The organism is Novosphingobium sp. HII-3, assembly GCF_002916655.1.
Taxonomy (GTDB): Bacteria; Pseudomonadota; Alphaproteobacteria; order Sphingomonadales; family Sphingomonadaceae; genus Novosphingobium; species Novosphingobium panipatense.
In genome coordinates, this window is record NZ_PPSM01000014.1 from 273014 (window position 1) to 297082 (window position 24069).

At 65.0% G+C, this 24069-nt stretch carries 24 protein-coding genes and 1 tRNA gene; 12 read left to right on the forward strand and 13 right to left on the reverse strand.

What is annotated here, in order from left to right:
- Positions 1-119 precede the first annotated feature (119 nt).
- Both murJ and secB read right to left on the reverse strand, forming a co-directional pair.
- Positions 120-1700, reverse strand: coding sequence for a murein biosynthesis integral membrane protein MurJ (gene murJ, locus C2R25_RS05125; protein WP_103728147.1), 1581 nt, complete (start codon positions 1698-1700; stop codon positions 120-122).
- A 190-nt stretch (positions 1701-1890) separates the two neighbouring features.
- Complete coding sequence (secB, locus tag C2R25_RS05130) at positions 1891-2406, reverse strand: protein-export chaperone SecB (protein WP_103728148.1); 516 nt, start codon at positions 2404-2406, stop codon at positions 1891-1893.
- 340 nt (positions 2407-2746) lie between these two features.
- Here secB and C2R25_RS05135 point away from each other — a divergent pair, with 340 nt between their 5' ends.
- The 3 genes from C2R25_RS05135 (at position 2747) to C2R25_RS05145 (ending at position 5366) form a co-directional block, all read left to right on the forward strand.
- Positions 2747-3436: a Tim44/TimA family putative adaptor protein gene (locus tag C2R25_RS05135; RefSeq protein ID WP_103728149.1), complete on the forward strand. Its 690-nt coding sequence runs from the start codon at positions 2747-2749 to the stop codon at positions 3434-3436.
- A gap of 104 nt (positions 3437-3540) precedes the next feature.
- Positions 3541-4764 carry a murein transglycosylase A gene (locus tag C2R25_RS05140; RefSeq protein ID WP_103728150.1) on the forward strand — a complete coding sequence of 408 codons (1224 nt, stop codon included), beginning with the start codon at positions 3541-3543 and terminating at the stop codon, positions 4762-4764.
- Positions 4761-5366 (forward strand): Smr/MutS family protein, encoded by a 606-nt coding sequence (locus tag C2R25_RS05145; RefSeq protein ID WP_103728151.1) that lies wholly within the window; start codon positions 4761-4763, stop codon positions 5364-5366. Before C2R25_RS05140 ends, C2R25_RS05145 begins: the two co-directional genes overlap by 4 nt.
- 50 nt (positions 5367-5416) lie before the next feature.
- Here the strand turns inward: C2R25_RS05145 and C2R25_RS05150 are convergent.
- Positions 5417-5490, reverse strand: a tRNA-Cys gene (locus C2R25_RS05150).
- A 191-nt stretch (positions 5491-5681) separates the two neighbouring features.
- Here C2R25_RS05150 and C2R25_RS05155 point away from each other — a divergent pair.
- A complete protein-coding gene (locus C2R25_RS05155; RefSeq protein ID WP_103728152.1) occupies positions 5682-6212 on the forward strand; it encodes a molybdenum cofactor guanylyltransferase in 531 nt (176 codons plus the stop codon).
- A 3-nt stretch (positions 6213-6215) separates the two neighbouring features.
- Here C2R25_RS05155 and C2R25_RS05160 read toward each other — a convergent pair whose 3' ends face one another.
- Both C2R25_RS05160 and C2R25_RS05165 read right to left on the reverse strand, forming a co-directional pair.
- Positions 6216-6938, reverse strand: a complete 723-nt coding sequence (locus C2R25_RS05160; RefSeq protein ID WP_103728587.1) for a winged helix-turn-helix domain-containing protein — start codon at positions 6936-6938, stop codon at positions 6216-6218.
- 161 nt (positions 6939-7099) lie between these two features.
- Positions 7100-8299 (reverse strand): LL-diaminopimelate aminotransferase, encoded by a 1200-nt coding sequence (locus C2R25_RS05165; RefSeq protein ID WP_103728153.1) that lies wholly within the window; start codon positions 8297-8299, stop codon positions 7100-7102.
- Positions 8300-8490: 191 nt separating this feature from the next.
- Here C2R25_RS05165 and C2R25_RS05170 point away from each other — a divergent pair, with 191 nt between their 5' ends.
- From C2R25_RS05170 to lptG, 5 genes are all read left to right on the forward strand, one after another.
- On the forward strand, positions 8491-10350 hold the full coding sequence (locus C2R25_RS05170) for an alpha/beta hydrolase (protein WP_103728588.1): 1860 nt from the start codon (positions 8491-8493) through the stop codon (positions 10348-10350).
- A gap of 179 nt (positions 10351-10529) precedes the next feature.
- Positions 10530-11405: a phasin family protein gene (locus tag C2R25_RS05175; protein WP_103728154.1), complete on the forward strand. Its 876-nt coding sequence runs from the start codon at positions 10530-10532 to the stop codon at positions 11403-11405.
- Between the two features lie 117 nt (positions 11406-11522).
- Complete coding sequence (gene clpS, locus C2R25_RS05180) at positions 11523-11921, forward strand: ATP-dependent Clp protease adapter ClpS (RefSeq protein ID WP_199183767.1); 399 nt, start codon at positions 11523-11525, stop codon at positions 11919-11921.
- Positions 11922-12109: 188 nt separating this feature from the next.
- The gene (gene lptF / locus C2R25_RS05185) at positions 12110-13336 is read left to right on the forward strand and encodes an LPS export ABC transporter permease LptF (RefSeq protein WP_103728155.1); all 1227 of its coding nucleotides are present in this window, start codon (positions 12110-12112) and stop codon (positions 13334-13336) included.
- 1 nt (position 13337) lies between these two features.
- The gene (gene lptG, locus C2R25_RS05190) at positions 13338-14435 is read left to right on the forward strand and encodes an LPS export ABC transporter permease LptG (RefSeq protein WP_103728156.1); all 1098 of its coding nucleotides are present in this window, start codon (positions 13338-13340) and stop codon (positions 14433-14435) included.
- Positions 14436-14442: 7 nt separating this feature from the next.
- On the opposite strand, the gene C2R25_RS05195 is transcribed toward lptG, so the two are convergent.
- A complete protein-coding gene (locus tag C2R25_RS05195) occupies positions 14443-15546 on the reverse strand; it encodes a fatty acid desaturase (RefSeq protein WP_103728157.1) in 1104 nt (367 codons plus the stop codon).
- A gap of 146 nt (positions 15547-15692) precedes the next feature.
- Between C2R25_RS05195 and C2R25_RS05200 the strand changes: the two genes are divergently transcribed.
- Positions 15693-16853, forward strand: a complete 1161-nt coding sequence (locus C2R25_RS05200; protein ID WP_103728158.1) for an N-acetyltransferase — start codon at positions 15693-15695, stop codon at positions 16851-16853.
- Between the two features lie 34 nt (positions 16854-16887).
- Here the strand turns inward: C2R25_RS05200 and C2R25_RS05205 are convergent, their stop codons facing one another.
- Both C2R25_RS05205 and lipB read right to left on the reverse strand, forming a co-directional pair.
- Positions 16888-17199, reverse strand: coding sequence for a hypothetical protein (locus tag C2R25_RS05205; RefSeq protein ID WP_103728159.1), 312 nt, complete (start codon positions 17197-17199; stop codon positions 16888-16890).
- Positions 17196-17903: a lipoyl(octanoyl) transferase LipB gene (lipB, locus tag C2R25_RS05210; RefSeq protein ID WP_103728160.1), complete on the reverse strand. Its 708-nt coding sequence runs from the start codon at positions 17901-17903 to the stop codon at positions 17196-17198. The genes C2R25_RS05205 and lipB overlap by 4 nt, the downstream gene beginning before the upstream one ends.
- Before the next feature lie 83 nt (positions 17904-17986).
- Here lipB and C2R25_RS05215 point away from each other — a divergent pair, with 83 nt between their 5' ends.
- Positions 17987-18799: a hypothetical protein gene (locus C2R25_RS05215; RefSeq protein WP_103728161.1), complete on the forward strand. Its 813-nt coding sequence runs from the start codon at positions 17987-17989 to the stop codon at positions 18797-18799.
- A 39-nt stretch (positions 18800-18838) separates the two neighbouring features.
- On the opposite strand, the gene C2R25_RS05220 is transcribed toward C2R25_RS05215, so the two are convergent.
- The 5 genes from C2R25_RS05220 to C2R25_RS05240 all read right to left on the reverse strand — a co-directional run bounded on the left by C2R25_RS05220 (position 18839) and on the right by C2R25_RS05240 (position 23396).
- Entirely contained in the window at positions 18839-19471 is a 633-nt protein-coding gene (locus C2R25_RS05220; RefSeq protein WP_103728162.1) for a class I SAM-dependent methyltransferase, read from the reverse strand.
- Between the two features lie 115 nt (positions 19472-19586).
- On the reverse strand, positions 19587-19931 hold the full coding sequence (locus C2R25_RS05225) for an arsenate reductase family protein (RefSeq protein ID WP_103728163.1): 345 nt from the start codon (positions 19929-19931) through the stop codon (positions 19587-19589).
- A complete protein-coding gene (locus C2R25_RS05230; protein WP_103728164.1) occupies positions 19928-20467 on the reverse strand; it encodes a (2Fe-2S)-binding protein in 540 nt (179 codons plus the stop codon). The genes C2R25_RS05225 and C2R25_RS05230 overlap by 4 nt, the downstream gene beginning before the upstream one ends.
- A gap of 107 nt (positions 20468-20574) precedes the next feature.
- A complete protein-coding gene (locus tag C2R25_RS05235) occupies positions 20575-22593 on the reverse strand; it encodes a TonB-dependent siderophore receptor (RefSeq protein WP_103728590.1) in 2019 nt (672 codons plus the stop codon).
- Between the two features lie 110 nt (positions 22594-22703).
- On the reverse strand, positions 22704-23396 hold the full coding sequence (locus C2R25_RS05240) for a fumarylacetoacetate hydrolase family protein (protein WP_103728591.1): 693 nt from the start codon (positions 23394-23396) through the stop codon (positions 22704-22706).
- Between the two features lie 158 nt (positions 23397-23554).
- Here C2R25_RS05240 and C2R25_RS05245 point away from each other — a divergent pair, with 158 nt between their 5' ends.
- Positions 23555-24064: a YqgE/AlgH family protein gene (locus C2R25_RS05245; RefSeq protein ID WP_233203809.1), complete on the forward strand. Its 510-nt coding sequence runs from the start codon at positions 23555-23557 to the stop codon at positions 24062-24064.
- The last annotated feature ends 5 nt before the right edge of the window (positions 24065-24069 follow it).

The following is a 24069-nucleotide window of genomic DNA, read 5'->3' on the forward strand; positions in this document are numbered from 1 at the left end:
TGCGTTCAGCGAGTCACGGGCGCGCGCTATCGCCAGGCCTGGCGGGCGATGCGCGTGTTCAGGGGCGAACGAGTCTGCATGCCGAGGGCTCATAGCACAGTCGATCGCGGATGGAAGCCTTAGGCTGAAGGGCCGCTCGAGCGCCGCCGACGCAGGAGCGCAAGGTCCGCGCGGGTGAATGCTCCGGATACGAACGTGGCTGCCGCATAGACGAGGCCACCTGCCGAGACGAGCGCGGTCAATGCCAGCCCTCGCACCAGCCAGGTGCCGCTCACGTAGGGCAGTATCAGCCCCTGTCCGAACCAAAGAGCGAGCCCCATGGCGACAGCGGCCAGCGCGAGCCGGGGCGCTCGTCGCTTGAGACGCGCGTCCATGCGGAAGTGCCCTCGCTTGACCAGCGTGCCGTAGAGCATCGCCACATTGAGCGTGGAGGCGAGCGCTGTCGCCAGCGGCGGACCCATGTGCTGCAGCGGCACGATGAGGATGAGGTTGCCCACAAGGTTCGCCCCCATGGAAATCATGGCATAGCGCACTGGCGTTTTCGTGTCCTGCCGGGCGTAGTAGCCGGGCGTCAGCACTTTGACGAGGATGTAGCTGGGCAGGCCGATCGAGAACGCCGCCAGCGCCTCTGCCGTGCGCGCCACGTCGTTGGCGTCGAACTTGCCGTAGCCGAACAGCGCGGCCGCGATCGGCTCGCCGCAGACGATGAGAGCGACGGCTGCCGGAAGCGTCAGCAGGAGCGCCAGCTCGAGCCCGCGGTTCTGGGTATCCATCGCGGCCGCTTCCTCGCCGCCGCCGAGCTGGCGCGAGATCGTGGGCAGCAGGACGGTGCCCAGACCGATGCCGATGAGGCCAAGCGGCAGCTGGTTCAGCCGGTCCGCCATGTAGATGTACGTGACGGAGCCATGCGCCAGGAGCGACGCGGCCAGAGCGGTCGAGATGACGAGGTTGATCTGCACGGCACCCGCGCCGGCGGCGGCGGGCAGGATGAGCTTGAGCAACCGCTTAACGTCGGCGTTCCAAACCGGCATGCGCAGCCGCATCGAAACACCGTTCGTACGGCAGGCGGCGATGAGCCAGGCGAGCTGGAGGGCGCCGGAAACGGAAACGCCGATGGCCTGGTTGCGCGCCGTCATCAGCGGATCGTCCGAGTGGAAGCCCAGCAGCGCGACGATCAGCGTCAGGTTCAGCAGGATCGGCGCGGCGGCATTCACCCAGAACTTGTTGAGCGAATTGAGGATGCCGCCCAGCAAGGACACCAGGCTGATGAGGGCGAGGTATGGGATGGTGAAGCGGCTGAGCGTCACCGCGTAGGCGAACTGCTCGGGGGAGACGCCGTTGAAGCTGCCGGAAAGCAGCAGGGTCAACGGCCAGGCGAAGATCTCCAGCAGGACCGTCATGATGATGAGGACAGGCAGGAGAACCGAAAGGGCCTGCTCGGCGAAGGTGATCCCGGCGGGGAGGCCAGGACCGTCCGGGTCGGCCACCTTCTTGTTGAACATCGGAATGAAGGCCGATGCGAAGGCGCCTTCCGCGAACAGCGCGCGGAACATGTTGGGCAGCCGGAAGGCGATCAGGAACGCGTCGGACGCGAAGCCCGCGCCGACGAAGCGGGCGAACAGGCTGTCGCGCACGAGACCGAGGATACGGCTGGCGAGCGTCAGCCCGCCGACACTGGCAAGCGCCTTTGCGAGGTTCATGTCACGCCTTTCTGGCTGCCGGCACCCGGCGTCCCGCGCTTCGCTCCGGCGATGAGCCGATCGCTGGCGTCACGTGGGGCCGCGTCAGGTCGGGCGGCGAGGGGCGCGAGCACACGGACCCGCCACCCCGCCTCGCCCAGGGAAGAAGCCCCGATGCGTTTCCGCATGAGGCTTGCGGCCCGGTCGTGGATCAGGCGTGGCCGGCGGGCTCGCCGATGCCGGCTTCGGCCTGCTGCGCCTGCGCCTGAAGCTGCTGCAGGTAGAGGCCGTTGAAGTCGATGGGCTCGAGCATCAGCGGCGCGAAGCCTGCATCGCGCACCGCGTCCGAGATCACGCGGCGAGCATAGGGGAAGAGGATGCGGGGGGCTTCGGCGAACAGGAACGCGTGGGCCTGCCCCTCTTCGAGGTTGCGCATGCCGACGAGCCCGCAGTAGCTCAGTTCCACGGCCCAGGCGGTGCCGGCGCCAGTCGTGGACGAGCACATGATCTTGAGCTCGACTTCGTGGACCTCGCCTTCGATCGCGCGCGCGCCGATGTTGAACTGGACGTCGATCTGCGGCTGTTCCTGCCAGGAGAAGCTTTCCGGAGAGTTGGGACTCTCGACCGAAAGGTCCTTCACGTACTGCGAGATGATGCCTGCAGCAGGCGCGGCATCTTCGCCGTTGTCAAGGTTGAGGTCGGAAATGACGTTGCCTTCGTCGGCCATCTGGTCTGTGTCCCGCAATGGAAATTTGAAAGAGGTCAGGGGGCGCGCCTAAAGCATTTTGAGCCTGCGTGGAACACCCGAGCTTCCGGAAAATGCAGAGGCCTTCGTCTCGATAAGGAGTAGCGGATTCGAAGAGCCCCTCCGCCCGGCGAAAAAATGCCCCGGACGAACGGGTCATTCGTTGTTCATTTGTAAAGCGTACCTATCTCAGGCTATGTTCGGGCGCTGAGGCCGGTCGAAGCGCGAGAGTCTTCAGGACTCCCTGCCATCGAAGCCGGTCCGCCGTTCCGATGATCGGGAACGATCGCCGGATGGTGCTTAGAAGGATGGATTTAGGGACGTGACACCGGAAATAGTGATCCTGGCCATGATTGCAGCCTTCCTGGGCTTGCGGCTCTACTCGGTGCTTGGCCGCAGGGCCGAGCATGAGGAGGAGCCGATCCAGGGGCGCTTCGATGGCCGTCCGGGTCAGAAGCCGGGTGCTCCGCGGGTGGCAGCGCAGCCGCGCCCGGATCAGCGGAGCGATGACCGCGCCCGTGGCGAGCAGCCCCGGCAGCGCACCATTCCGCTTGCTCCTCCGGCTGTGGAGCGGGGGCTTGCGGAAATTGCGCAGGCTGACCGGCGCTTCGATCCCGCAACTTTCGTGGAGGGCGCGCGCGGCGCCTATCGCATGATCCTCGAAGCCTTCTGGAAGGGCGACAAGGCAGAACTGCGCCATCTTTGCGACAATGACGTTTATGCCAGCTTCGCCAGCGCGGTGGACGCGCGCCTTGAAGCGGGGGAGATGCTGGATAACCGGTTGATCCGCATCGAAGAAGTCGCCTTCGTCGCGGCTGGCGTGGAGAACGGTCACGCCCGCATCACGCTGCGCTTCCGCTCCGATATCGCTGCGGTGACTCGCAACGCAGAAGGTTTGGTCGTGGCCGGATCGCTCGACGACGCCATCGAGGCGATCGACGTGTGGACCTTCGGTCGCTCCGTCAACTCGGCTGATCCGGATTGGCTGCTGGAAGAAACCGACGAAGGTTGATCCGCTTGCGCGACACCTGCTAACCGAACGATCCTTGTTCGCCCCGCGCCCCTGGCGCGGGGCTTCTGCTTTCTGAAGGGGTGATCGTGCGGGAAGGATCCGGGGTGAGGCGGCTCGTTGGCCGAGGGCTTCAGGCATTTTCCACCGGCCTCCTGTCTGCCGCTCTGGCCGCCTGCGGGGGCATTGTCCCCTCCACAGGAGGGCCTCGGCCGCCGCAGCCCTCGGTGGAACAGCCGCAGCTTCCGCCCCCGCCGCAAAACGCCCTGCTTGCGGGAGTCCGGCGCGGGCCGCCTGTCACCTCGCTGCAGATGGCCACGAGCGATGCCGCCGGCGCGCTCTCGTCCTTTCGCGAAAGCTGTCCCCGCCTCATCCGTCGTGCCGATGTCAGCGCGCTGACGAAGCCGGACGACTGGCGGCAGGCGTGCACTGCGGCGGCCAATTGGGGTGCCGGCTCTCCGGCGGCCTTCTTCGTCACATTCTTCGAGACGGCGCAAGTGAGTGACGGAGTGGCGTTTGCCACCGGATACTACGAGCCCGAAATCGCCGGATCGCGCACGCGACGGACGGGCCACGATGTGCCCGTCTACGCGCTGCCGCGCGACCTTGTCCGAGCGCGCCCGGGGGATGCGCCGCCCCTTACGGACGGGCGCATGCCTCTGGGGCGCTATGCTCCGGACGGAACCTTCACCGCTTACTACGATCGGGCGCAGATCAACGCCGGGGCGCTCGCGGGCAAGGGGTTGGAGATTGCCTGGGTGGCGGATCCGGTGGAATTCTTTTTCCTGCAGGTGCAGGGGTCGGGCCGCCTTGTCGCTCCCGACGGGACGGTGACACGGATCGGCTACGCCGGTCAGAACGGGCTGCCTTACATCGGCATCGGCGGGGTAATGCGTGACCGGGGCCTCGTGGGATCGGGGCCGGGCCACTATCCCGCCTCCATGCAGGGCATCATGCGCTACCTGCGGGAGCATCCGGCCGAAGGGCGTGCGTTGATGGACCTCAATCGCTCCTGGGTGTTCTTCCGCGTACTGACCGGCGACGGTCCGCTGGGCGCCCTGAACGTGCCGGTGCGAGCCGGCAATTCGGTGGCGGCCGACCCCCGCTTCGTGCCTCTCGGGGCGCCCGTATGGCTTGACCTCGACAGGCGCGAGGCGAGCGGCCTGTGGATCGCGCAGGACACTGGCGGCGCCATCAAAGGTGCCAACCGCTTCGACACCTTCTGGGGTGCAGGTGATCAGGCGAGGGTCACCGCCGGCGGCATGAGCGGGCGGGGAAGCGCACTCGTGCTGCTGCCCAAGGGCGTCCTCAGCCGGCTCGGTGCGCGATGACAAGCCGGGGAACGCGGCAGGGGCGGCGCCTGACACCGGAGGAGCAGGCCGTGTGGGCGCAGGTCGTTCGGACCGTGAAGCCGCTCCCCTCCGAGGCCCGGCGCACAAGGACGGAGGCCCAAGGAGGCGAAGCGCACGGGGCGCCGACATCCGGCGATGTGATGCCGCCGGCTCCGCCCGCCAAGGTCAAGGGCCGAGTGCCGCCGCCGCTACCTCCCAAGCCCGTACCGCCGAAGCCGCTGGGGGCGACAGGTCCGGTGAACCTCGATGGCTCATGGGAAAAGCGCATCTCCAAAGGCACGCTGGTCCCCGATTTCAGTCTCGATCTTCATGGAGCCAGTCTTGATCAGGCGTACCTGCGCCTGATGCACGGTCTGGTCCAGGCAAAGGCGATGGGCGCGCGCGTCGTGCTGCTCGTGACCGGAAAAGCACGGCCTGTGGATGCCGCCGATCGCGGCTCTGCGCGAGGGGCGATCCGTGCCAAAGTGGCCGATTGGCTGGGGGCGAGCGAACATGCATCGGACATCGTCGCCATCCGCGCCGCGCACCGCAGACACGGCGGGCCGGGTGCGCTTTACCTGGTGCTCAGGAAGCGCCGCTGACACCGGGGCGGGAAGCTCTGGAAAACCGTCGCTCTCAAGAACGGGAAAGATGGAGGCCCGAGCCGGAATCGAACCGGCGTGCAAGGATTTGCAGTCCTCTGCGTCACCACTCCGCCATCGGGCCATCCGTGTGGAGGAATGCGCGCCTAGCAACCGATCACGGGGAGCGCAATGGCATTTTGGCTAATCCGCCGTATTTTTGTTGAGCGTGCGCGTGAGCCGCGCGGAACCCGTGGCGCCAGCGTTCGCTTCTTGTCACGTCCCGGCTGCATCTGAAGCGGCAGTTTTGTTCTGTCTGTCCGAAAGGTCTTCGCAATGATCCTTGGAGCGGTTCTGGCCGGCGGGCAATCAACCCGCTTCGGCAGTGACAAGGCTCTGGCCGAGATCGGCGGCCGCACGCTGCTCTCGCTGGCGGTGGACATGCTCTCCGGGTGGTGCGAACTTGTGGTGGTGACCGGCCGCGAAACGGCCCCGGCGCGCACGGTTCCGGACTGGCCGCGCGCTGGCATGGGGCCGCTCGGGGGCCTGGCCGCCGCAATGCGGCTGGCGGCGGACGAAGGCTATGAGGCCGTGCTGAGTTGCAGTGTCGATGCCGCCCTGCTTCCCGAGGATTTGCCGGTTCTGCTCGGGAAGGCCCCGGCCTGTCTGTCGGCACAGCCGGTTGTCGGGCTCTGGCCGACCGCAGCCCTTCCGCAATTGGAGGCCCTGCTTTCGAGCCCCGTAGTTCATTCGCTGAAGCGGTTCGCCACGATGATCGGGGCGAGGCAGGTGGAGACCGCCTCGCCCATAGCCAACATCAATACGCCCGCCGATCTCGCCGCTCTGTTGCCCAACGAGGAGCGCTGAGCGTCAAAGCATGGCCTGTGCAGGAGCGATGCGGGCAGGCTGAACGGCAGTGAACGCAATGTCTGCCGCGGGAGGAACGTCGTCGGCCCGCATCAGGCAGTAGCCACCGTTGGGTGAAGTTGCGATTATGCCCGACAGGCCTACGAAGCCGAGCTTGCGGCGCAGGCGGGACATGTGGACAGCGATGCTGTTCGTCTCCGGCACGAACCCCATGCGCCAGACATCGTGGATGAGGTCCTGCTTGCTCACGGTTTCGCCTGGCGCGTCGGCAAGGCGCCAGATCAGGGCGAACTCGCGCGGGTTCAGGTTGAGCGATTTGCCATGACCATACGCTTCGCGCGCGACGAGATCGAGCTCAAGATCACCGAGGCGCCGGTGCCGGGGGACCCACCCGGTCAGTTCCGCCAGGCGTCCCGCACGCGCCGCGAATTCTCCGCCCTCGATCGCCTCAGCCACGGCCTCTCCGAAGCCGACGCGAAGGAGTTCCGCACGCTCATGCGCCGTGGAAGGGGTGATGACGAGGATGAACCGGCGGTCCTCTTCGCGTACCGCCAGAAGGCGCTCCCACGCGGTGTCTTCGAGAGGACCGGCGGGAAGGATGCCGATGCAGCCGCTCGACGCTTCTCCTCTGACGTCGAGCGTCCATCCGCATGAGGTGAGATCAAATTGGGCCGGGATCCGTCCCGAGCCAAGCCATACAAAGCTATGAGGCGTTTCCCGCCTCATGAAAGTGTCCGTCATCTGCCCCCCAGATTTCTTGACATGACAAAAAACTAGGTGGGCAGATGACGTATTTTTACACTTTGTAACAACACCTATATTTTTACAGCCTTACTCCGGCGGTAACCATAAATCCGCAGAACTCCTGAACTTTCAGTTGGGATTTTTCAGGATGAAGGAATGTTAACGCCCATGGAAGTGAGATAGCGCTTCACGTTGCGGGCCGCCTGCCGGAGACGCTGTTCGTTCTCTACCATAGCGATTCTGACGAAACCCTCGCCGTCCTCACCGTATCCGACGCCGGGCGCGACCGCGACTTCGGCGTGCGTGAGCAACTGCTTGGAGAATTCGAGGCTGCCCATCTCCCGCAGGGCGGGGGGCAGCGGGGCCCAGGCGAACATCGAGGCCTTGGGCGGGGGAATGTCCCACCCTGCGCGACCGAACGCTTCCACCATGACGTCGCGGCGCTTCTGGTAGAGGTTACGGTTCCGCTCGACGATGTCCTGGGGGCCGTTGAGTGCCGCGCAGGCTGCGGCCTGAATGGGCGTGAAAGCGCCATAGTCGAGATAAGACTTCACCCGGGTGAGTGCGGCAATCAGCTTCTGATTGCCCACCGCAAAACCGATGCGCCAGCCCGCCATCGAGTAGGTCTTGCTCATCGAGGTGAATTCCACGGCCACCTCCTTCGCGCCGGGCACTTCCAGGATCGAGCGCGTAGGGTTGCCGTCGTAGTACAGCTCCGAATAGGCGAGATCCGAAAGGATCCAGACCTTGTTTTCCTTCGCCCAGGCCACGAGCCGCTCGTAAAAGGCGAGGTCGACGGTCTCCGCAGTCGGGTTGGACGGGTAGTTGACGATCAGGATCGACGGCCGCGGCACTGTGAAGGCCATGGCGCGGTCGAGAGAGCGCCAGTAATGCTCGTCGGGCGTGGTCGGCACGGAACGAATCGTCGCGCCGGCGATGATGAAGCCGAAGGTGTGGATCGGATAGCTGGGGTTGGGGGCCAGCACCACGTCGCCCGGTGCGGTGATCGCGGTTGCCAAACTGGCGAGGCCCTCCTTGGAGCCCATGGTCACCACGACTTCGTTTTCCGGGTCGAGTTCCACGTTGAAGCGGTTGGCGTAGTAGTTCGCCTGTGCGCGCCGCAAGCCCGGGATGCCTTTCGACTGCGAATAGCCATGCGCGCTCGGCTTCTGGGCGACTTCGCACAGCTTGTCTAGCACGTGCTGGGGCGGCGGCAGATCCGGATTGCCCATGCCAAGGTCGATGATGTCCTTACCCGCCTGACGCGCCGCGTGCCTCATCGCGTTTACTTCGGCGATGACATAGGGCGGCAGTCGCTTGATGCGGTAGAACTCGTCTTCCATGACCTCTGATATCCAGTAGCGTTGGCGGCAGGAGCGCCGCCCCGTCCCTGTAGGGGATTACGCCGTTCGCGCAAATGGGGTCTGGCGAAAGATAATTGCCCGATTTCGTGCTGACGGATGCGCAAGAAGGGTCGACAGGGGCGTTCCCGCTCGCCAAAATCAGAAGCTATTCCCAGGAGAGCGAAGTGCCCATGTCCAGCGACGCCGATCTTTTCAGCGACGTGATGAAGGCGCGGATGCAGGGGCTGGCGACGCTCGTCGGGCCGCTCGTGCCGGCGGAAGGGTCTGCGGGGACAGAGATGTCGGCTCGGTGGACCGAAATCGCAGGGCGAATCCAGTCGCTCTGGACCGATTACCAGATCGAGCAGATCGGCAAGCTTGCCACGCAGCGCCCTCCGGCTTTCGCTGACCCCGTTGCGTGGATCGGCACGGCGGAGGCGCTGATGCGCCAGTTGCCGCTGACCGATCCGGAAATCCAGAACAGGCTCTGGAACGAAGGGGTGGCGCTTGCCAATGCCGTCTTCGGACAATACGGCCTCGGTCCTCGCAGTGCGGAGAAGCAGGACGAGCCGGCGCTGCCGCGAGAGGACCGCCGCTTCACCGATCCCGAATGGCGCCGTCAGCCGTTCTTTGCCGTCCTGCACCAGCTTTACCTCCTGCTGAGCGAGCAGGTCACGGGGCTGGCCGAAGGGGTCGAAGGGCTGGATGAACAGCGCAAGGCGCAACTGGTCTTCTCCACCCGGGCGATGATGGATGCGCTCAGTCCCGCCAATTTCCCGCTCACGAACCCCGTTGCGCTGGCCAAGGCGGTGGAAACCGGCGGCGAAAGCCTGGTGCGCGGCTTCGAGAACTTTCTGGCGGACATGCGGCGCGGGCAGCTGACGCATACCCGATCGGATGCCTTCGTTCTGGGCGAAAACATCGCCGCGACGCCGGGCAGGGTGGTTTTCGAGACGCCCTTGTACCAGCTGATTCAGTATACGCCGACGACGGAAAAGGTGCTGAAGACGCCGCTCCTGATCTTCCCGCCCTGGATCAACCGCTTCTACATCCTCGATCTCAACGCAAAGAAGAGCTTCGTGCGCTGGGCGGTCGACCAGGGGGTCACCGTCTTCATGGTCTCCTGGAAGTCCGCAGACGCGACGATGGCAAACCTTGTGTGGGACGATTACATCGCCGCGCAGATGGAAGCGGTGGACACCGTGCGGGAGCGGCTGAAAGTGCCGTCCGTGCATACCATCGGCTACTGCGTGGCGGGAACTACGCTGGCTGCGACGCTCGCCATCCTTGCGCGGAACGGCGAGGGCGAGAAGATTGCAAGCGCGACCTTCTTCACCGCGCAGATCGACTTCGAGGAAGCCGGCGATCTCAAGCATTTCATCGACGACAAACAGATCGAGGCTCTCGGGCATCTGTCGCCGGAAGGCTATCTCGACGGCCGTTATCTCGCGGCGACCTTCAATCTTCTGCGCGGCAATGACCTCATCTGGAGCTATGTCGAAAAGAACTATCTGAAGGGGGAGGACTACCCCGCCTTCGACCTGCTCCACTGGAACGGAGACGTGACCAACCTGCCTGCGCGCTGGCATCGGGACTACCTGCGTGATCTCTATCGCGACAACAGGCTTGCCGTGCCGGATGCGCTCGAAGCGTGCGGCACTCCGATCGATCTCCACCGCATCGCCACGCCGGTGTATATCCAGGCAGGGCGGGAGGACCACATCGCACCGCCCTGCAGCGTCTGGAAGCTGACGCGCTATGTCGCGGGACCATGGACCTTCGTCCTGGCGGGCTCCGGTCACATCGCCGGTGTCGTGAACCCGCCGTCCGCTGGCAAGTACCAGTATTGGACGAACGACCGTGCGCCCGCTTCGCTTGACGAATTCGTGCAGGGCGCAATCGAACATCCCGGCAGCTGGTGGCCGCACTGGATGGATTGGCTGCGCGAACGGGACACGGCGCAGGTTCCGGCCACCGGAAAGCGGCGTCCGGGTGGGCGTGGAGACAAGGTCCTCGAGCAAGCGCCCGGTCGGTACGTAGCGCTGCGCTGAGTCGCTCCGGCCTCGTGCGGAAGCGCTATCGCGCCGCATTGTGCAGTGCAGCAATCGCCAATTGACTTCGCGCCTGCAAAAATCTATTTTGCAATGCAACAAGGCGGTTCGCGAATCGTTTTGACTGGCATGGGTGCGCTACGCAGCACCTGACGTTTTCAACGAGGCTGGATCATCCAATGGCCGACAATGAAGACCCAAAGAACGCTCGCTCTCCCGTACCGGCCGAGATGCGCGAACTTCGTGCCGCACCCAAGGCTTCGGTACGCCCCCCGAGGGCGGCTGCGAAGCCGGAGGAGACTCTGCCCGGCCTGCCGGTCGGCAAGGTCCAGTCAGATGAGTCACAGGCCGGCAAGGTCGTGAAACCGGCTGGTCCTTCGGGTGACGTCATGCCGGATCTGGAGCAGGTAGCGGCTGCGGTGGCCTCCGTGCCTCTGGCGGCAAGCGTGCTCCAGGTCGCGTCCGGAGAGGCTCTTTCGAAGGACGAAAAGGAGGAGGCTGCGGAAGCTGCTCCGCCCGCCGCCCCTGCCGGGGGCAAGCCGACGATGCATGCGGCCGCTCCGAACCCGCCAGTCCGCAAGGGACTGTTTTCGAATTTCATGCTCGAGGAAACGACAATGGACATGAGCGCAAACTTCAGCGGCTTCCAGGAAGCCATCACCGAAGCGCAGGCGAAGGCCAAGGCTGCTTTCGACAAGAGCACGAGCGTGCTTGGCGAAGTCAGCGACTTTGCCAAGGGCAATGTCGAAGCCGCTGTCGAATCGGGCAAGATCTTCGCGGAAGGCGTTCAGGGCCTCGGTACGGAGTTCGTGAGCGAGAGCCGTGCTGCCTTCGAGGTGATGACGGGCGACATCAAGGAGCTTGCCGCTGTTAAGTCCCCCACGGACTTCTTCAAACTGCAGAGCGATCTCGTCCGCAAGAACTTCGACACGGCCGTGGCCTACAGTTCGAAGAACAGCGAGGCCATGCTCAAGCTGTTCAGCGACGCCTTCGCCCCCCTTTCCGGCCGCATGAGCATCGCGGTTGAAAAGGCGCGGTCCGCGTCGACCTTCTGATTTTCCGGATGAACACCCCGGCCGGTGAGCACCTCACCGGCCGGGGTGTACCATCCAACGAGAATATGAACCGACGCATCTTGTTATCAGGTGCGTCGGTACGATATTCTGGGCACCATGATTCCCCCGATCGCTGATTCCGACACGACCCCACTCCTGCACGCGCTCATTCGCGCGGCAGAGGCGAGCGACGGCGATTCCGATCAGGGCACGGGCGACGATCATCAGATCGGCATTGCGACTAAGACCCGTGCCAAACCCAAGAAGCCGAGCCAGTTCAAGGTGCTCATGCTGAATGACGACTACACCCCGATGGAGTTCGTCGTCCTCGTGCTGAAGCGCTTCTTCCACATGGATCTGGAGCAGGCGACGCGGGTCATGCTGCACGTCCACCAGAAGGGCGTCGGCGTATGCGGCATCTTCCCTTACGAGATCGCGGAAACGAAGGTGAACCAGGTGATGGACTTCGCACGGCAGAACCAGCACCCCCTTCAATGCACCCTCGAAAAGGCCTGAAAGCCCTCTGCGCGTGAGCCGATCGGCCGCCGCGATTTTTCCCCCAAGGCTGAAACCTTCCCACTTCCTTCACGTTGAACCGCTCACCGGACGTGCGCCGCATCGTGGTGCGACGTGCGACAAATCGCTTTGCCCTCCCGGCGCAAGCCGTTAAGGGCGGGGGAGAACGGTTGAGTGACGACGCCTAAGTGAAGTTCATCAGCGCCCTGGACCGCTACATCTTTCGCCTCGTGCTGATGCCGATGCTGGGCATATTCCTGCTGGCTGCATCGCTCCTCGTGCTCGACAAGATGCTGCGCCTTTTCGATTTCGTTGCGACGGAAGGCGGGCCGGTGGGCGTCGTCTTCAAGATGCTTGCGAACATGCTGCCTGAGTATGCCAGCCTGGCCATTCCGCTGGGGCTGATGCTCGGCATCCTGCTGGCCTTCCGCAAACTGGCGACGAGCAGCGAACTCGACGTCATGCGGGCGGTGGGGCTCAGCTACACCCGCATGCTGCGTGTGCCTTACATCATCACCTTCGTCCTGGTGGTCTGCAACTTCGCGATCGTCGGCTATCTGCAGCCGCTTGCCCGGTACTACTACGAAGAGCTCAACTACGAACTGAAGTCCGGTGCCCTGGGCGCTTCCATCAAGGTGGGCGAGTTCACGGCGCTGAAGGACCGTATTGCCCTTCGGATTGACGAAAGTCAGGATGACGGCCGCAAGCTGATGGGCATCTTCGCCCGTCTCGCGAACGACAAGGGGCAGGTGCTCTCGATCTCGGCACGCGAAGGTCGGTTCCTGGCGTTGAAGGACAATCCGGATACCATCATCTTCCGGCTGGAGAAGGGGCAGATCATCCAGGATCAGCCCGGCTCGCCTTCGCGCGTGCTCACCTTCACCCGCCATGATCTGCCCATCGAACTCCCCGCGATCGAGAAGTTCCGCGAGCGGGGAGGCCAGGAGCGCGAGTACCTGCTGCCCGAACTGCTCAAGCTGGGCTGGAACAAGGACGCGCCAACCGCGGAACGCGCGTCGAGCCAGGCCAACTTCAACTACCGTATGGTCGAGGTCGTAATGATGCTGCTGCTGCCGCTGCTTGGCGTGGCGCTTGCCATCCCGCCCAAGAGGTCGACGTCGGCGCTGGGGCTGTTCGTGTCCATCGTGATGGTTGTCGCCTACCACAAGGTGAACCAGTACGCGAACGACGTCGCCTCGCTCGGTCGGATCAACCCCATCCTCGGCCTTTGGGGCCCTTTCTTCGTGTTCGGCGCGATCATCCTGTGGATGTACTGGAGGGTGGCCTACGTTCCGGGCGGGCAGGCGATCGGGTGGCTGGAAACCGCTTCGGACAAGATCGTGAAGCGGATCAAGTCGCTGCTGCGCCGCAACCGGCGCGGACCGATCCTGCCGACGCCTGCGGACCAGACCTGAGATGAACCTAGAATTCTTTCCCTCCCGCACTTTGACGCTTTATCTGGCGCGCCTCTTCGTGATTCGCATCTTTGCGGTGCTGATCATGCTTGTGCTGGTGCTTCAGGTCCTCGATCTTCTCGGAGAGAGCGGGGATATCCTGGCCTATCCGGGCAACGGGCAGATGCAACTCCTACAATACGTCAGTTTGCGCGTGCCGCAGCTCGTGGCGCGGTTCCTGCCCTATTCCGTGCTTCTGGCGACGATCATCACGCTGGCGACACTGAACCAGAACAGCGAAGTGATCTCGATGAAGGCTGCGGGCCTCTCCGCGCATCAGGTGCTTGCTCCGCTGATCCTGACGGCGCTGATCATCTCGGCGTTGAGCTTCGCCTTCAATGAGCGCGTGGTCACGCGAGCCGCCCGTACGCTGAGCGCGTGGGAGGCGGTGGATTACGGACCCATTCCAAGGAACGCGAGTCCGAAGGCGAACCTCTATCTCGCGGACGGGCGGGATCTCCTGCTGGCGCAGTCTCTGTCCGGCGAAGGCAGTTCGATGACCCTGCACGGCGTCACCTATTATCGCCGCGATGCCGAGGACATGATCGTCGAGCAGATGCGCGCCGCGACGGCGACGTTCGCCGATCCGGGTTGGAAGCTGCACCAGCCTACCCGTTTCGACGTCGCAACGACCACCACGACCACGGCACCATCGGCAACCGTGGCGCCGGGCATCACGCCGGCCAAGATCTTCCTGTCGAAGGTCGATCCGGACGCGGAAGACCTTTTCACGCTTTCGCATTCGATCGAGGCGGTGGAGGGCGCTGGGCGCCGCACCAGCGAACTTGAGGCCGCCTGGTGGCACAAGCTGTCCGGCCCGCTGTCCTCTGCGCTCATGCCCCTGCTCGGCGCAGTTGCGGCCTTTGGTCTCGCGCGTTCCGGCGCGCTCCTCATTCGCGCCGTAATCGGGATGGCCTTGGGCTTCGCCTACTTCGTCTTCGACAATGCGGCGCTTGCCATGGGCAACTTCGGCGGATATCCGCCGTTTCTTGCCGCTTGGGCACCCTTCGTGCTTTTCGCGTTCATCGGTGAGACGGTCCTGATACGGACCGAGGAGTAACGCTCCCTCAGCGCCTGCGCCCGGCGGTCATGGTGCTGCGCGCCAGCCGGGCGAGGAGCGGAGCAAGCCCGGAGTAGCTGGCCCTGCCATACGTGGAGCCGGGGGCGAGATGCCCCATCAGGCGGCGGTGAGCCTCGGCAAGGGAGTGATAGGGCATCGAGGGAAGGAGATGGTGCAGGGCGTGGTAGCGCAGCCCCACAGGTGCCCACATCGCGGCGACGAAGCCCGGCGGCGGCACGTTCACCGAATCGAGGTACTGCGCCGTGACCGTCATCGCCTCGCCGTCATTCTCCCACAGGTGTGCCACCAGCGTGCGGACCTGGTTGAGCAAGGCGGTGAGCGCAACCACGCCCAGGGCGATGGCAAGCGGGCGCCAGCCCCAGGCAAAGCTGGCGGCAAGAATGCCGATGGCCCAGGCCGAGCAGCCCAGTTCCTGCCAGAACACCATGCGGGCAAAATCCCCTTCCGGCTTGCGGCGGCGGTACTGCGGATTGATCGCCAGGGCCGAGGCGCGTTCCCACACCAGCGTGCGCAGGGGCGGAATGAGAAGGCCGAGCGGCACGAGGATCGCGGAACGGATCAGCAGCGCCGGCGGCAGCAGTATCGCGGTCAGGGCGAAGACGGGCAGGCTCCACGGCTTCATCAGCGCCAGCGGCAGGTATTCGGGATCCTCGATTGTGCCGTAGCGCGTGCGTGCGTGGTGCTGGGTGTGGACCCCTTCGTACATGAAGGAGGGAATCAGCATCGGAATGCCCACCAGCAGGTTCCAGCCGAAGCGGAAGCCGGGAAGGGCATCCTTGTGCATGTGAGTCAGCTCGTGAATGAACAGCAGCGCCCGGTAGAGCGCGAGCGACGAGACCACGCCCAGCAACACGGCCGCAGCCGTGTTGTCGACCAGAATGGCGGCTGCCAGCGCCGCATAGCCGAGCAGCGCGCTTGCGATCATGTCCGGCCAGTAAATGCCGGGACGGGCCACGGCGATGTCGCGCGTCAGCTCGACGGCTGCGCGCAGCATCGCCTTGTCGTCCGGTATCTGGGAATGCCACGTCGACCCCTGCGCCGAGTCGCGCAGCAGGGCAGTGGGCAGTTCGATCGTCTTATGGGCATTCATCTTACGAGATTTCCAAAGTGTTTCCGGGCATAAGCCCGCGCGACGAGCGGCTCCACCACGAGTCGCCACCGGGTCCGGCTTGACAACGGACCGCCAGCGGCAGCACGTCGCGCTTCATCGTCCTACGCCAGAACAAAGGCAGCATCGTGGCCGAACTAGTCATCACTCCCGTCTCCAGCAAGGCCGACATCGCCGCTTTTGTCGATCTCGCTTATCGCCTCAATGCGTCAGATCAAAACTGGGTACCGAATCTTCGCTCAGAGGAGCTGGCGAAGTTCACCCCCAGCAAAAACCCGTTCTTCGACCATGCCCGGGTCCAGATGTACCTGGCGCGGCGGGGGGACCGGGTGGTCGGTCGTATTTCGGCTCACATCGATGAACTGGCGCTGAAACAGCCGCCGGAGCAGGGGATGGGGCCGGGTACCGGCAACTGGGGCGCGATCGAGGCCGAAGACGAGGAAACGGCGCGCGCGCTGATCGCGACGGCGGAAGAGTGGCTGCGCAGTCAGGGCATGACGCGCGCTCTTGGGCCAATGAACCTTTCGGTCTGGGAAGAGCCGGGCATTCAGGTCCTGGGTCACGACCATGCGCCGATGGTCATGATGGCCCATCACAACGCGGCCTATCAGGGCTGGATCGAACGCGCGGGTTACAGCCGCGTGAAAATCCTTTCGACCTACGAACTCGACGTTACCAAGTCCTTCCCGCCCCTGATCCAGCGGATCGTCGCGTCAGGGGAGAAGAACGCGAAGATCGTGGTGCGGGGCGCGGACCTCAAGCATTTCAAGCGCGATGCCGCCATTATCTGCGACATCCTCAATGACGCCTGGGCTGACAACTGGGGCTTCGTTCCCTTCACTGACAAGGAGATCGAGCACATCGGCAAGGCGCTCAAGCCGCTGGTGCATCCCGAACTCATCCTGATCGCCGAGTACGAGGGCGAGCCTGTTGCCTTCATGATGACGCTGCCGGACCTGAACGGCGTCCAGATGCGGGTGAACAGGCGGAACGGGAAACCCTCGCTCCTTGGTCTTCTCAAGCTGCTGCTGTGGCTGCGCAAGCCGAAGAGGGCGGACATGCGGGTGCCTCTGATGGGCGTTCGCAAGAAGCTGCAGTCCTCACGTCTGGCAAGCCAGCTCGCCTTCATGATGATCGAGTATATCCGCCGCGCGGCGGTCGCCAAGTTCGGCGCGAGCCGGGGGGAGATCGGCTGGATTCTGGAGGACAACCAGGGCATGGTGGCCATCGCGGACGCCATCCAGAGCCGCGTGAACCGCGAATACGCGATTTACGACAAGGCGCTCTGACAGCTGCAAGGGCGGGCCGCCCCGGCGGCCTGCCTTATTGTGCGGGCGGTGGAGGGATGTCGATGACGGGCGGCGCCTCCTCGACAGGGCCGCTGTCGTCCTCATCTTCGACGACGGCAGTGGCGGACACCCGCGGACCGCCGACTTCCGGTATGCCAAGGCCGCCGTCCGGATCTGACAGCGACGGCTGGGAACGAACGGTGTCATAGGGGAGCATGTCGTCGCTGACCGAACGCGGCAGCAGTTCGCCGCCCGCCGCCGCCTTGGGTTGGTCATCCTTCTTGCAGGCGGTCGCGCCGAGGGCGCAGAGCGCAAGCGGCAGGATCAGGCGGTATGCCGTCTTCATGCGTCCTCCTCCGGAGACGTTGTGGGCGGGCAGGGGCTTTCCAGAGAGGCAAGGAACGCGGGCGCGCGCGCCACGAGGGCCGCGTCCCACGCCGCGAAATCCACATCCTTGCCAAGGCGCGAGAGGCTGGTGACGCCGAACTCCTCGATGCCGCAGGGAACGATGCCTGTGAAATGCGCCAGATCGGGTTTCACGTTCACGGCAAAGCCGTGCATCGTCACCCACTTGCGGATGCGCACGCCGATGGCGCCGACCTTTGCCTCGCTTCCGTCGATATCCCTGGTCCAGATGCCGATGCGGCCCTCCGCACGGAACCCTTCCACGCCGAAGTCGCGGAGCGTCTCGATCACCCAGCCTTCAAGGCCGTGCACGAAACCACGGGCATCGCGCGCGCGCTTCTTGAGGTCGAGCAGGACGTAGCCCACGCGCTGGCCCGGCCCGTGATAAGTGTACCGACCGCCGCGCCCGGCCTCGACAACTTCGAAGCGGGGGTCGAGAAGTTCGTCGAGGACGGCGCTGGTGCCTGCGGTATAGACCGGAGGGTGTTCGAGCAGCCAGATCAGTTCGCGCGCTTCACCGGCGGCGATGGCCGCGTTGCGCAGCGTCATCTCTTCCAGAGCCTGCCGGTACGGCACCGGCTGGGTGGAGATGCGCAGTTCGATATCACCCGCCAATTCATCGGGAAGCGTGGAGGGAACACTCATGGCGCGTTGCGTGGCGTCATTCCCTGCGGTTATCAAGTGTATTCGAGACCGCCGGCTCATTCCGGCGGTATCAGGAGCAGGTGATGAAGTTCGACAGCAGCCAGGCATGGGCAAGAGCGTCCCAGGCGGTATCCGCCAATCGCGAAGTTGTGATCGCGGTGGCGGGGGTCTTCTTCCTCCTCCCACAGCTCGTTTTCGCGATCTTTTTCCCGCCCCCGGAGACCGGAGCCGGGATGAACGAGGCGCAGATGATCGCGATGGTTCGGGAATACTATCTGTCGATCGCGCCCGTGCTCATACCGATGGCGCTGTTTCAGGCGCTGGGTACGCTGGCGCTGCTGACGCTTCTCGACACCGGGCGACGTCCAACCGTGGGAGAGGCGATTCGCATCGGCGCGCGCGGCATCCTGCCGTACCTCGGAGCCCAGATCCTGACGGCGCTGGCACTCGTCATAGCCGTCCTGCTGGTGGCCGGCATCCTTGGAGCAGTCGGAGGCGCGGTTGGCGGCGTCATCGGCCTGGCTGTCGTCATGCTGATCGGGATGGTTGCTGCAGTGCGGCTGTCGCTGACCGCTGTGGTCGTGGCGGTCGAGCATATGAGCAACCCCTTCTCGGCGCTGGCGCGTTCCTGGCAACTGACACGAGGGCATACGGCGCGCCTGCTGGGCTTCTACGCTCTCCTGGTGATCGCCATGATCGTGCTGCTCATCTTTGCGAACGTGCTGACGCTTCCGGTCGCACTGCTGGCACCGGCAGAGGCGGCGCGCTTCGTGGCTGCGGCGCTCGAATCCGTGCTCACCAGCCTGATGGCGCTCTACTTCGTAGCGGTGATCGCGCAGGTCCATCGCCAGTTGGCGGGTGCTCCCGCTGGCACGATGGCCGACCTGATCGACTGAGCCTAGAAAAAAGGGCACGCGGTGCGTGCCCTCCGATGCTCAATTGGCGTCCTTCCAGCCCCACCAGAGGAAGCAGGGCGGGACATTCCGGGCCTCGTACTTTTCGTCTATTCGGTGGAAGTGCCGCGCCATGTAGCTGCGCGCCTTCCGCCGGAACTGGTAGACGAGGAACGCTCCGCCTTCGCGAATGACGCGATGCGTGGCCGCCGCGATTGCCGGGGCTACACCGTCGGGAAGAGTGGAGAAGGGAAGGCCTGACAGCACGTAGTCCGCCTGTTCGTGCCCGTGAGCGCGAACGATCTCCTCGACGTCGGCGGCCGAGCCGTGAACCGCGATGAAGCGGCTGTCGGTGATCGTGCGGCGCAGGTAGTCGATGAAGAGCGGGTTGGTGTCGATCACCAGCAGCGTGCCCTCACGCGGCAACCTGTCGAGCACAGGCTGGCAGAAGGTGCCCACGCCCGGACCGTACTCGACGAAAAGCTTGGTGTTCGCCCAATCGACGCGAGCGAGCATGCGGTTGATCGTGAAGCGCGAGGACGGGACGATCGAGCCGACCATCACCGGATTGCGGATGAAGCCTTCGAGGAACACTCCCCAGGGACCCATCCCGTGCTTGATCTTGCGCATGATCCGCTGGGGCAGAGGCTCTCGGGCAAGCTCGGTACTGGTCATGCTGAGGGAAGCTCTCGCAAGTTTATCATGTCACGGACCGCCTGCGGTGGCAGATTGTCCCCGTCATTGCAAGGCGATGGAAGGGGGCATGCGGTGGGTGAATGGGGACAGCCGGTCAGATAATCTGATGGACCGTGTCTTGCGGTCGGCACAGCCGTACGCCCCTGGCGGTTTCGACCAAGGGCCGTTCGATGAGGATCGGCTCGGCCGCCATGGCCGCCAGCACGGTGGCATCATCGGCATCGGGCAGCCCGCGCTCGCCTGCGTCGGTGCCTTTCGTGCGGAGGCCCTGCCGGGGCGTCATGCCCGCATCGCGATAGAGTTGGGCAAGCTTTTCGGCGCTGGGCGGGGTCTTCAGATACTCGATCACCTCGACCTCGACGCCCGGGGTTTGCTCCAGGATCTCGAGGGTCTTGCGCGACGTGCCGCACTTGGGGTTGTGCCAGATCGTGGCTTTCATGGCGTGTCTCCTTGGAAAGTGGTCGTCATAGCCGGGATGCGGCCCGAACCGCCAGGCGGCGGCGCGGCGTCGATCGTCTCCTCACGGCGACTGATGGAGGCGGCTCTCTGGATGGCGCGGACGAGGCGGGGCTGGACGCCGCAGCGGCACAGGTTCGGCAGCGCAGCCTTTATCTCCGCCTCGCTCGGGTTCGCATTCGCGGTCAGAAGGGCGGCTGCGTTCATGACGAGGCCGGGGGTGCAGAAGCCGCACTGGATCGCCTGTTCGGCCACCAGCGCCTGCTGTACGGGGTGCGAGCGGTCCCGGGACAAACCCTCGATCGTGACGACCACACGGCCTTCGCACTCGGCCAGGGTTACCAGGCATGAGCGCAGCGCCGCGCCATCCACAAGCACGGTGCAGGCGCCACAATCACCGACGCCGCAGCCGTACTTGGTACCGGTCAGGTTCGCTCCGTCCCGTAGCGCCCACAGCAGAGGCGTGCGGGGATCCATGTCGAAGGCGACCGGCCGCGCGTTGATGGTAAGGCGCGTCATCTGTCAGTCCTGCCGGGCGGTCAGGGCCGCGAAACGGACGACCGACTGCAACCGCCCGCGAATGTTCGGGAAGGATACACAGGCCATGCTGTCGCGGTGCCTCACTCTCATCTCCAGCGCAAGCCCAGCCTCAGCCCCGCCCACAGGGTGCGCGGCTGTCCCAGATCGAGAGAGCCCCCCGCGTTCCGCGTGACGATGGTCTCATCGGTCAGGTTTTCGGCGCGCAGGACGAGCCAGGCAAAGCCGGTGACGGGAACCTGGGCATAAAGGTCAAGCGTCGTCGCCGCCGGCAGGACATCGGTTTCCAGATCGTCCTCGAACTGAGCCCCGGTGTGGCGCAGCGTCGCCGCAAGGCGCCAGTCCTCAACCGGAGTCCAGGCCAGTGTAGCGCTGGCGGCCAGTTTCGGCACCTGTGCAGGCCGAAGGCCGTCGAGGGCCGACTGCACTCCCCGTGCCTTCACTTCAGCGTCCGTCCAGGACAGCGAACCGGAGAGGTCGACCTGCCCCAGCCGGATTTCAGTACTGGCCTCCAGGCCCCGCGCGTGAATGGCGTCGACGTTCTGGCGCTCGCGGGTGGTGGCATCGAGCGTGACGTTCGCAACCGCATCCTTCAGCCGGTTGTCGAACGCCGTCAGCGAAAGCTGCCATTCCGGCACCGGGCGGAGATCCACGCCCGCCTCGAAGCCGCGCAGGCGCTCGGGCTTGAGGTCCGCGTTGGCGCGGGTGGTGATGGGAAAGACGACGAACGGCCGATAGAGTTCGTTGAGGGTCGGCAAACGCAGCCCAGTATATGCGGCTGCGCGCAGCGAGACCGCCGAGCTTGCATTCCACACCACGCCGCCGCGCGCGTTGCCGCTCCAGCCATCACGGTTGGCGAAGCGGGTGTCCTGCGCCACGGCGCCGGACGCGGCAAGTTCGTGGTAATAGCCGTCACGGATCGTCCACCGGTCCAGGCGGCCGCCTGCGGTGAGGACGAGGCGTCCCACGGTCCAGTCATCCTCCACGTAGATGCCAAGATCCGATTGCCGCCCGCCGGCCCGGCGGAAAGCGGTTCGCGCGCCCGTACCGGCGTTGTACGGCATCTCGACAAGGTTGCCCCTCGACAGCTTGATGTCCGTGCCGATGCGCAGGACGTGGTCCGGGCCGATGGGGGGGCGCACTTCCGCCTTGCCGCCGACCGCCAGCGTCGGTGTCTTCGCCTGATCGAGCGTCTTGCGGTAGCTGGTGGCACTGATCACCACGTTGGAGAAGTCCTGCGCCTGCACGAAGCCCAGAACGTCGAACTGCCAGTCACCCCGCCCTACCAGGCGAAGCGAACCCTGCTGTCCCGACGACGTGGAATCCGCGCCATGGAAGCGCAGGGTGCGGTGGTCATCGTAAGCGAGGCCCGATGCCTGCACTTCCACTGTATCCGTGAGAGGGGCGACGGCCCGCAGCGATGCCGACCAGCTCTCATACCGGGCGCGTGCGCTGGCGGCGACTCGCTGATCCTCGGGCGTGGTCCAGAAGCCCTTGCCTCGATCCCACTGCACACCGGCGACCACGAAGCCCTGGCCGAGACGGGGGGCAAGCGTGGCCGACGCCTGCGTTTCGCCCCTGTCGTTCACGAGCGCCTGCCCGCCGATCACCGCGAGTTCGTCCGGGCCAGCGCTTTCCAGTTCGATCGTGCCCGAAACGGCGCCCGAACCGAACGCGCCCATGCCGCCGCCGCGCGTGACGCGCACGGCGCTCAGGCGATCGGGCGAAAGGGCGCTCAGCGGAATATAGCCGAAGAAGGGGTTGCCGACCGGCACGCCGTCCAGAAGCACCTGCGCCCGGCTCGAAGCGTTGCCTCCCAGCGCCCGGAGCGTCACGCCTTGATTGGAAGGGTTGGATGCCCGGCTGTCGGACCGGCGGAACTGCTGGAAACCTGCGACTGACGACAGGACGTCCTCGATTCGCCCGGATGCGCTCGACACGAGCGCCTCGCGCTCGATCCTCTGGACGTCGTAGGCAGGCGTTGCCGGTCCTTCCGACAGGCCGGTACCCGTAACCACGATGGGCTCACGGGGGGGCGCATCCGCTTCGTCGGTCGCATGTGCCGCCGGCGCAAGGGCGAGGAAGGCTGTGGCTGTCAGATATCGCATCGTCGTGATCTCAAACTTGCCCGCAGGCGCAAACAGGAAAGCAGCCGCGGTGGGACCGGCCTGGGGGAGAGCTGCTGGGAGAGCCGCCGGGACATGCCCGAGCCATACCCTCATTCGGCGGCGGCGATTTCCAGGCGAACCGGTTCGAGGCCCTCGACCGTTCCGACGAGCACGTCCCCGGCCTGCACAGCGCCCACACCGGCAGGGGTGCCGGTGTAGATCAGGTCACCGGGAGCGAGGTGGTAGAGCCGGGAGAGGTCCGCGATGAGTTCGGGGATCGACCAGATCATGTCCGCCAGAACACTGTCCTGCTTAATGCTGCCGTTCTGGCTGAGCGCGATTCGCTGATCCTTCAACGCGAACTGCCGGGCGGGCGTGATGGCTGCGATGATCGCGCCGTTCTCGAAGTCCTTGCCGGTATCCCAGGGGTAGCCCTTGCCCTTGGCGGCGTTTTGGAGATCGCGCCGCGTCATGTCGAGCCCGCAGGCGTAGCCGAAGACCGCCTCCATCGCCTGCTCCGGCGTCACCCGGAATGCCGGGGCGCCGATCGCTACGACCAGTTCCATTTCGTAGTGGCAGTTTTGTGTTCCGGGGGGATACGGGATGGTCGCACCCGACAGGCACAGGGCGGCGGGGGCCTTCGTGAACCAGATGGGCGCCTCGCGGTCCACTGCATTGCCAAGCTCCAGGGCATGCGCAGCATAGTTGCGCCCCACGCAGAACACGCGGCGGACCGGATAGGCCGCCGTGTTCCCCAGCACCGGGACGGAAGGGGTGTCAGGCAGATCGAAAAGCAAGGTCATGAAGTGCGGGCTCCTCTTCTGGAAGGGCATAGGCTGCTATGTCGCATCGGCAAAGTGCTCTCTCCCCTCGCTCTTGCCGTGGCGGCGCATATGCCTAGATTATGAGGGTGACCACGGAACAATACCTCTCCGGACGCATCCTGCTTGCCATGCCTGGCATGTTTGACCCGCGCTTCGAGCGGTCAGTCAACGTGATCTGCGTCCACGACGAGAACGGCGCTCTTGGGATCGGCATCGGCCATGTCCGTGAGGGCGTGCGGTTCCACGACGTGCTGGAGGAACTTGGCCTCGATCCTGGCGTGTCCCCGAACCGGGAGATCATGAACGGTGGGCCGGTGGAGCCGGGGCGCGGCTTCATCCTCCATTCGACGGACTGGGGTGGGAGCGACACGCTGGCCGTGCAGCCGCTTTGCGCGCTGTCCGCTTCGATGGACGTGCTGCGTGCCATCGCTGAAGGGCGTGGCCCGGCTCACTGGATCATGGCGCTTGGCTATGCCGGCTGGGGCCCGCGCCAACTGGAGGGGGAGATGCGGCACCACGGCTGGTACGCCGCCGAGGGGCATCGCAAGGTTCTCTTCGAAACGCCGCCGGAAGGCCGCTGGATGGCGACCTGGCGGGCAGAAGGCATAGACCCCGCCCTGCTTTCCAACGAGACCGGAAGAGCCTGAGGCGG

What these genes read in the sequence shown, in the direction of transcription:
- murJ (WP_103728147.1), bottom strand. Translation starts at nt 1,700, where the DNA reads ATGAACCTCGCAAAGGCGCTTGCCAGTGTCGGCGGGCTGACGCTCGCC.
- secB (WP_103728148.1), bottom strand. Translation starts at nt 2,406, where the DNA reads ATGGCCGACGAAGGCAACGTCATTTCCGACCTCAACCTTGACAACGGC.
- C2R25_RS05145 (WP_103728151.1), top strand. Translation starts at nt 4,761, where the DNA reads ATGACAAGCCGGGGAACGCGGCAGGGGCGGCGCCTGACACCGGAGGAG.
- C2R25_RS05155 (WP_103728152.1), top strand. Translation starts at nt 5,682, where the DNA reads ATGATCCTTGGAGCGGTTCTGGCCGGCGGGCAATCAACCCGCTTCGGC.
- C2R25_RS05160 (WP_103728587.1), bottom strand. Translation starts at nt 6,938, where the DNA reads ATGAGGCGGGAAACGCCTCATAGCTTTGTATGGCTTGGCTCGGGACGG.
- C2R25_RS05165 (WP_103728153.1), bottom strand. Translation starts at nt 8,299, where the DNA reads ATGGAAGACGAGTTCTACCGCATCAAGCGACTGCCGCCCTATGTCATC.
- C2R25_RS05170 (WP_103728588.1), top strand. Translation starts at nt 8,491, where the DNA reads ATGTCCAGCGACGCCGATCTTTTCAGCGACGTGATGAAGGCGCGGATG.
- C2R25_RS05175 (WP_103728154.1), top strand. Translation starts at nt 10,530, where the DNA reads ATGGCCGACAATGAAGACCCAAAGAACGCTCGCTCTCCCGTACCGGCC.
- clpS (WP_199183767.1), top strand. Translation starts at nt 11,523, where the DNA reads ATGATTCCCCCGATCGCTGATTCCGACACGACCCCACTCCTGCACGCG.
- lptG (WP_103728156.1), top strand. Translation starts at nt 13,338, where the DNA reads ATGAACCTAGAATTCTTTCCCTCCCGCACTTTGACGCTTTATCTGGCG.
- C2R25_RS05195 (WP_103728157.1), bottom strand. Translation starts at nt 15,546, where the DNA reads ATGAATGCCCATAAGACGATCGAACTGCCCACTGCCCTGCTGCGCGAC.
- C2R25_RS05205 (WP_103728159.1), bottom strand. Translation starts at nt 17,199, where the DNA reads ATGAAGACGGCATACCGCCTGATCCTGCCGCTTGCGCTCTGCGCCCTC.
- lipB (WP_103728160.1), bottom strand. Translation starts at nt 17,903, where the DNA reads ATGAGTGTTCCCTCCACGCTTCCCGATGAATTGGCGGGTGATATCGAA.
- C2R25_RS05215 (WP_103728161.1), top strand. Translation starts at nt 17,987, where the DNA reads ATGAAGTTCGACAGCAGCCAGGCATGGGCAAGAGCGTCCCAGGCGGTA.
- C2R25_RS05220 (WP_103728162.1), bottom strand. Translation starts at nt 19,471, where the DNA reads ATGACCAGTACCGAGCTTGCCCGAGAGCCTCTGCCCCAGCGGATCATG.
- C2R25_RS05225 (WP_103728163.1), bottom strand. Translation starts at nt 19,931, where the DNA reads ATGAAAGCCACGATCTGGCACAACCCCAAGTGCGGCACGTCGCGCAAG.
- C2R25_RS05230 (WP_103728164.1), bottom strand. Translation starts at nt 20,467, where the DNA reads ATGACGCGCCTTACCATCAACGCGCGGCCGGTCGCCTTCGACATGGAT.
- C2R25_RS05235 (WP_103728590.1), bottom strand. Translation starts at nt 22,593, where the DNA reads ATGCGATATCTGACAGCCACAGCCTTCCTCGCCCTTGCGCCGGCGGCA.
- C2R25_RS05240 (WP_103728591.1), bottom strand. Translation starts at nt 23,396, where the DNA reads ATGACCTTGCTTTTCGATCTGCCTGACACCCCTTCCGTCCCGGTGCTG.
- C2R25_RS05245 (WP_233203809.1), top strand. Translation starts at nt 23,555, where the DNA reads ATGTTTGACCCGCGCTTCGAGCGGTCAGTCAACGTGATCTGCGTCCAC.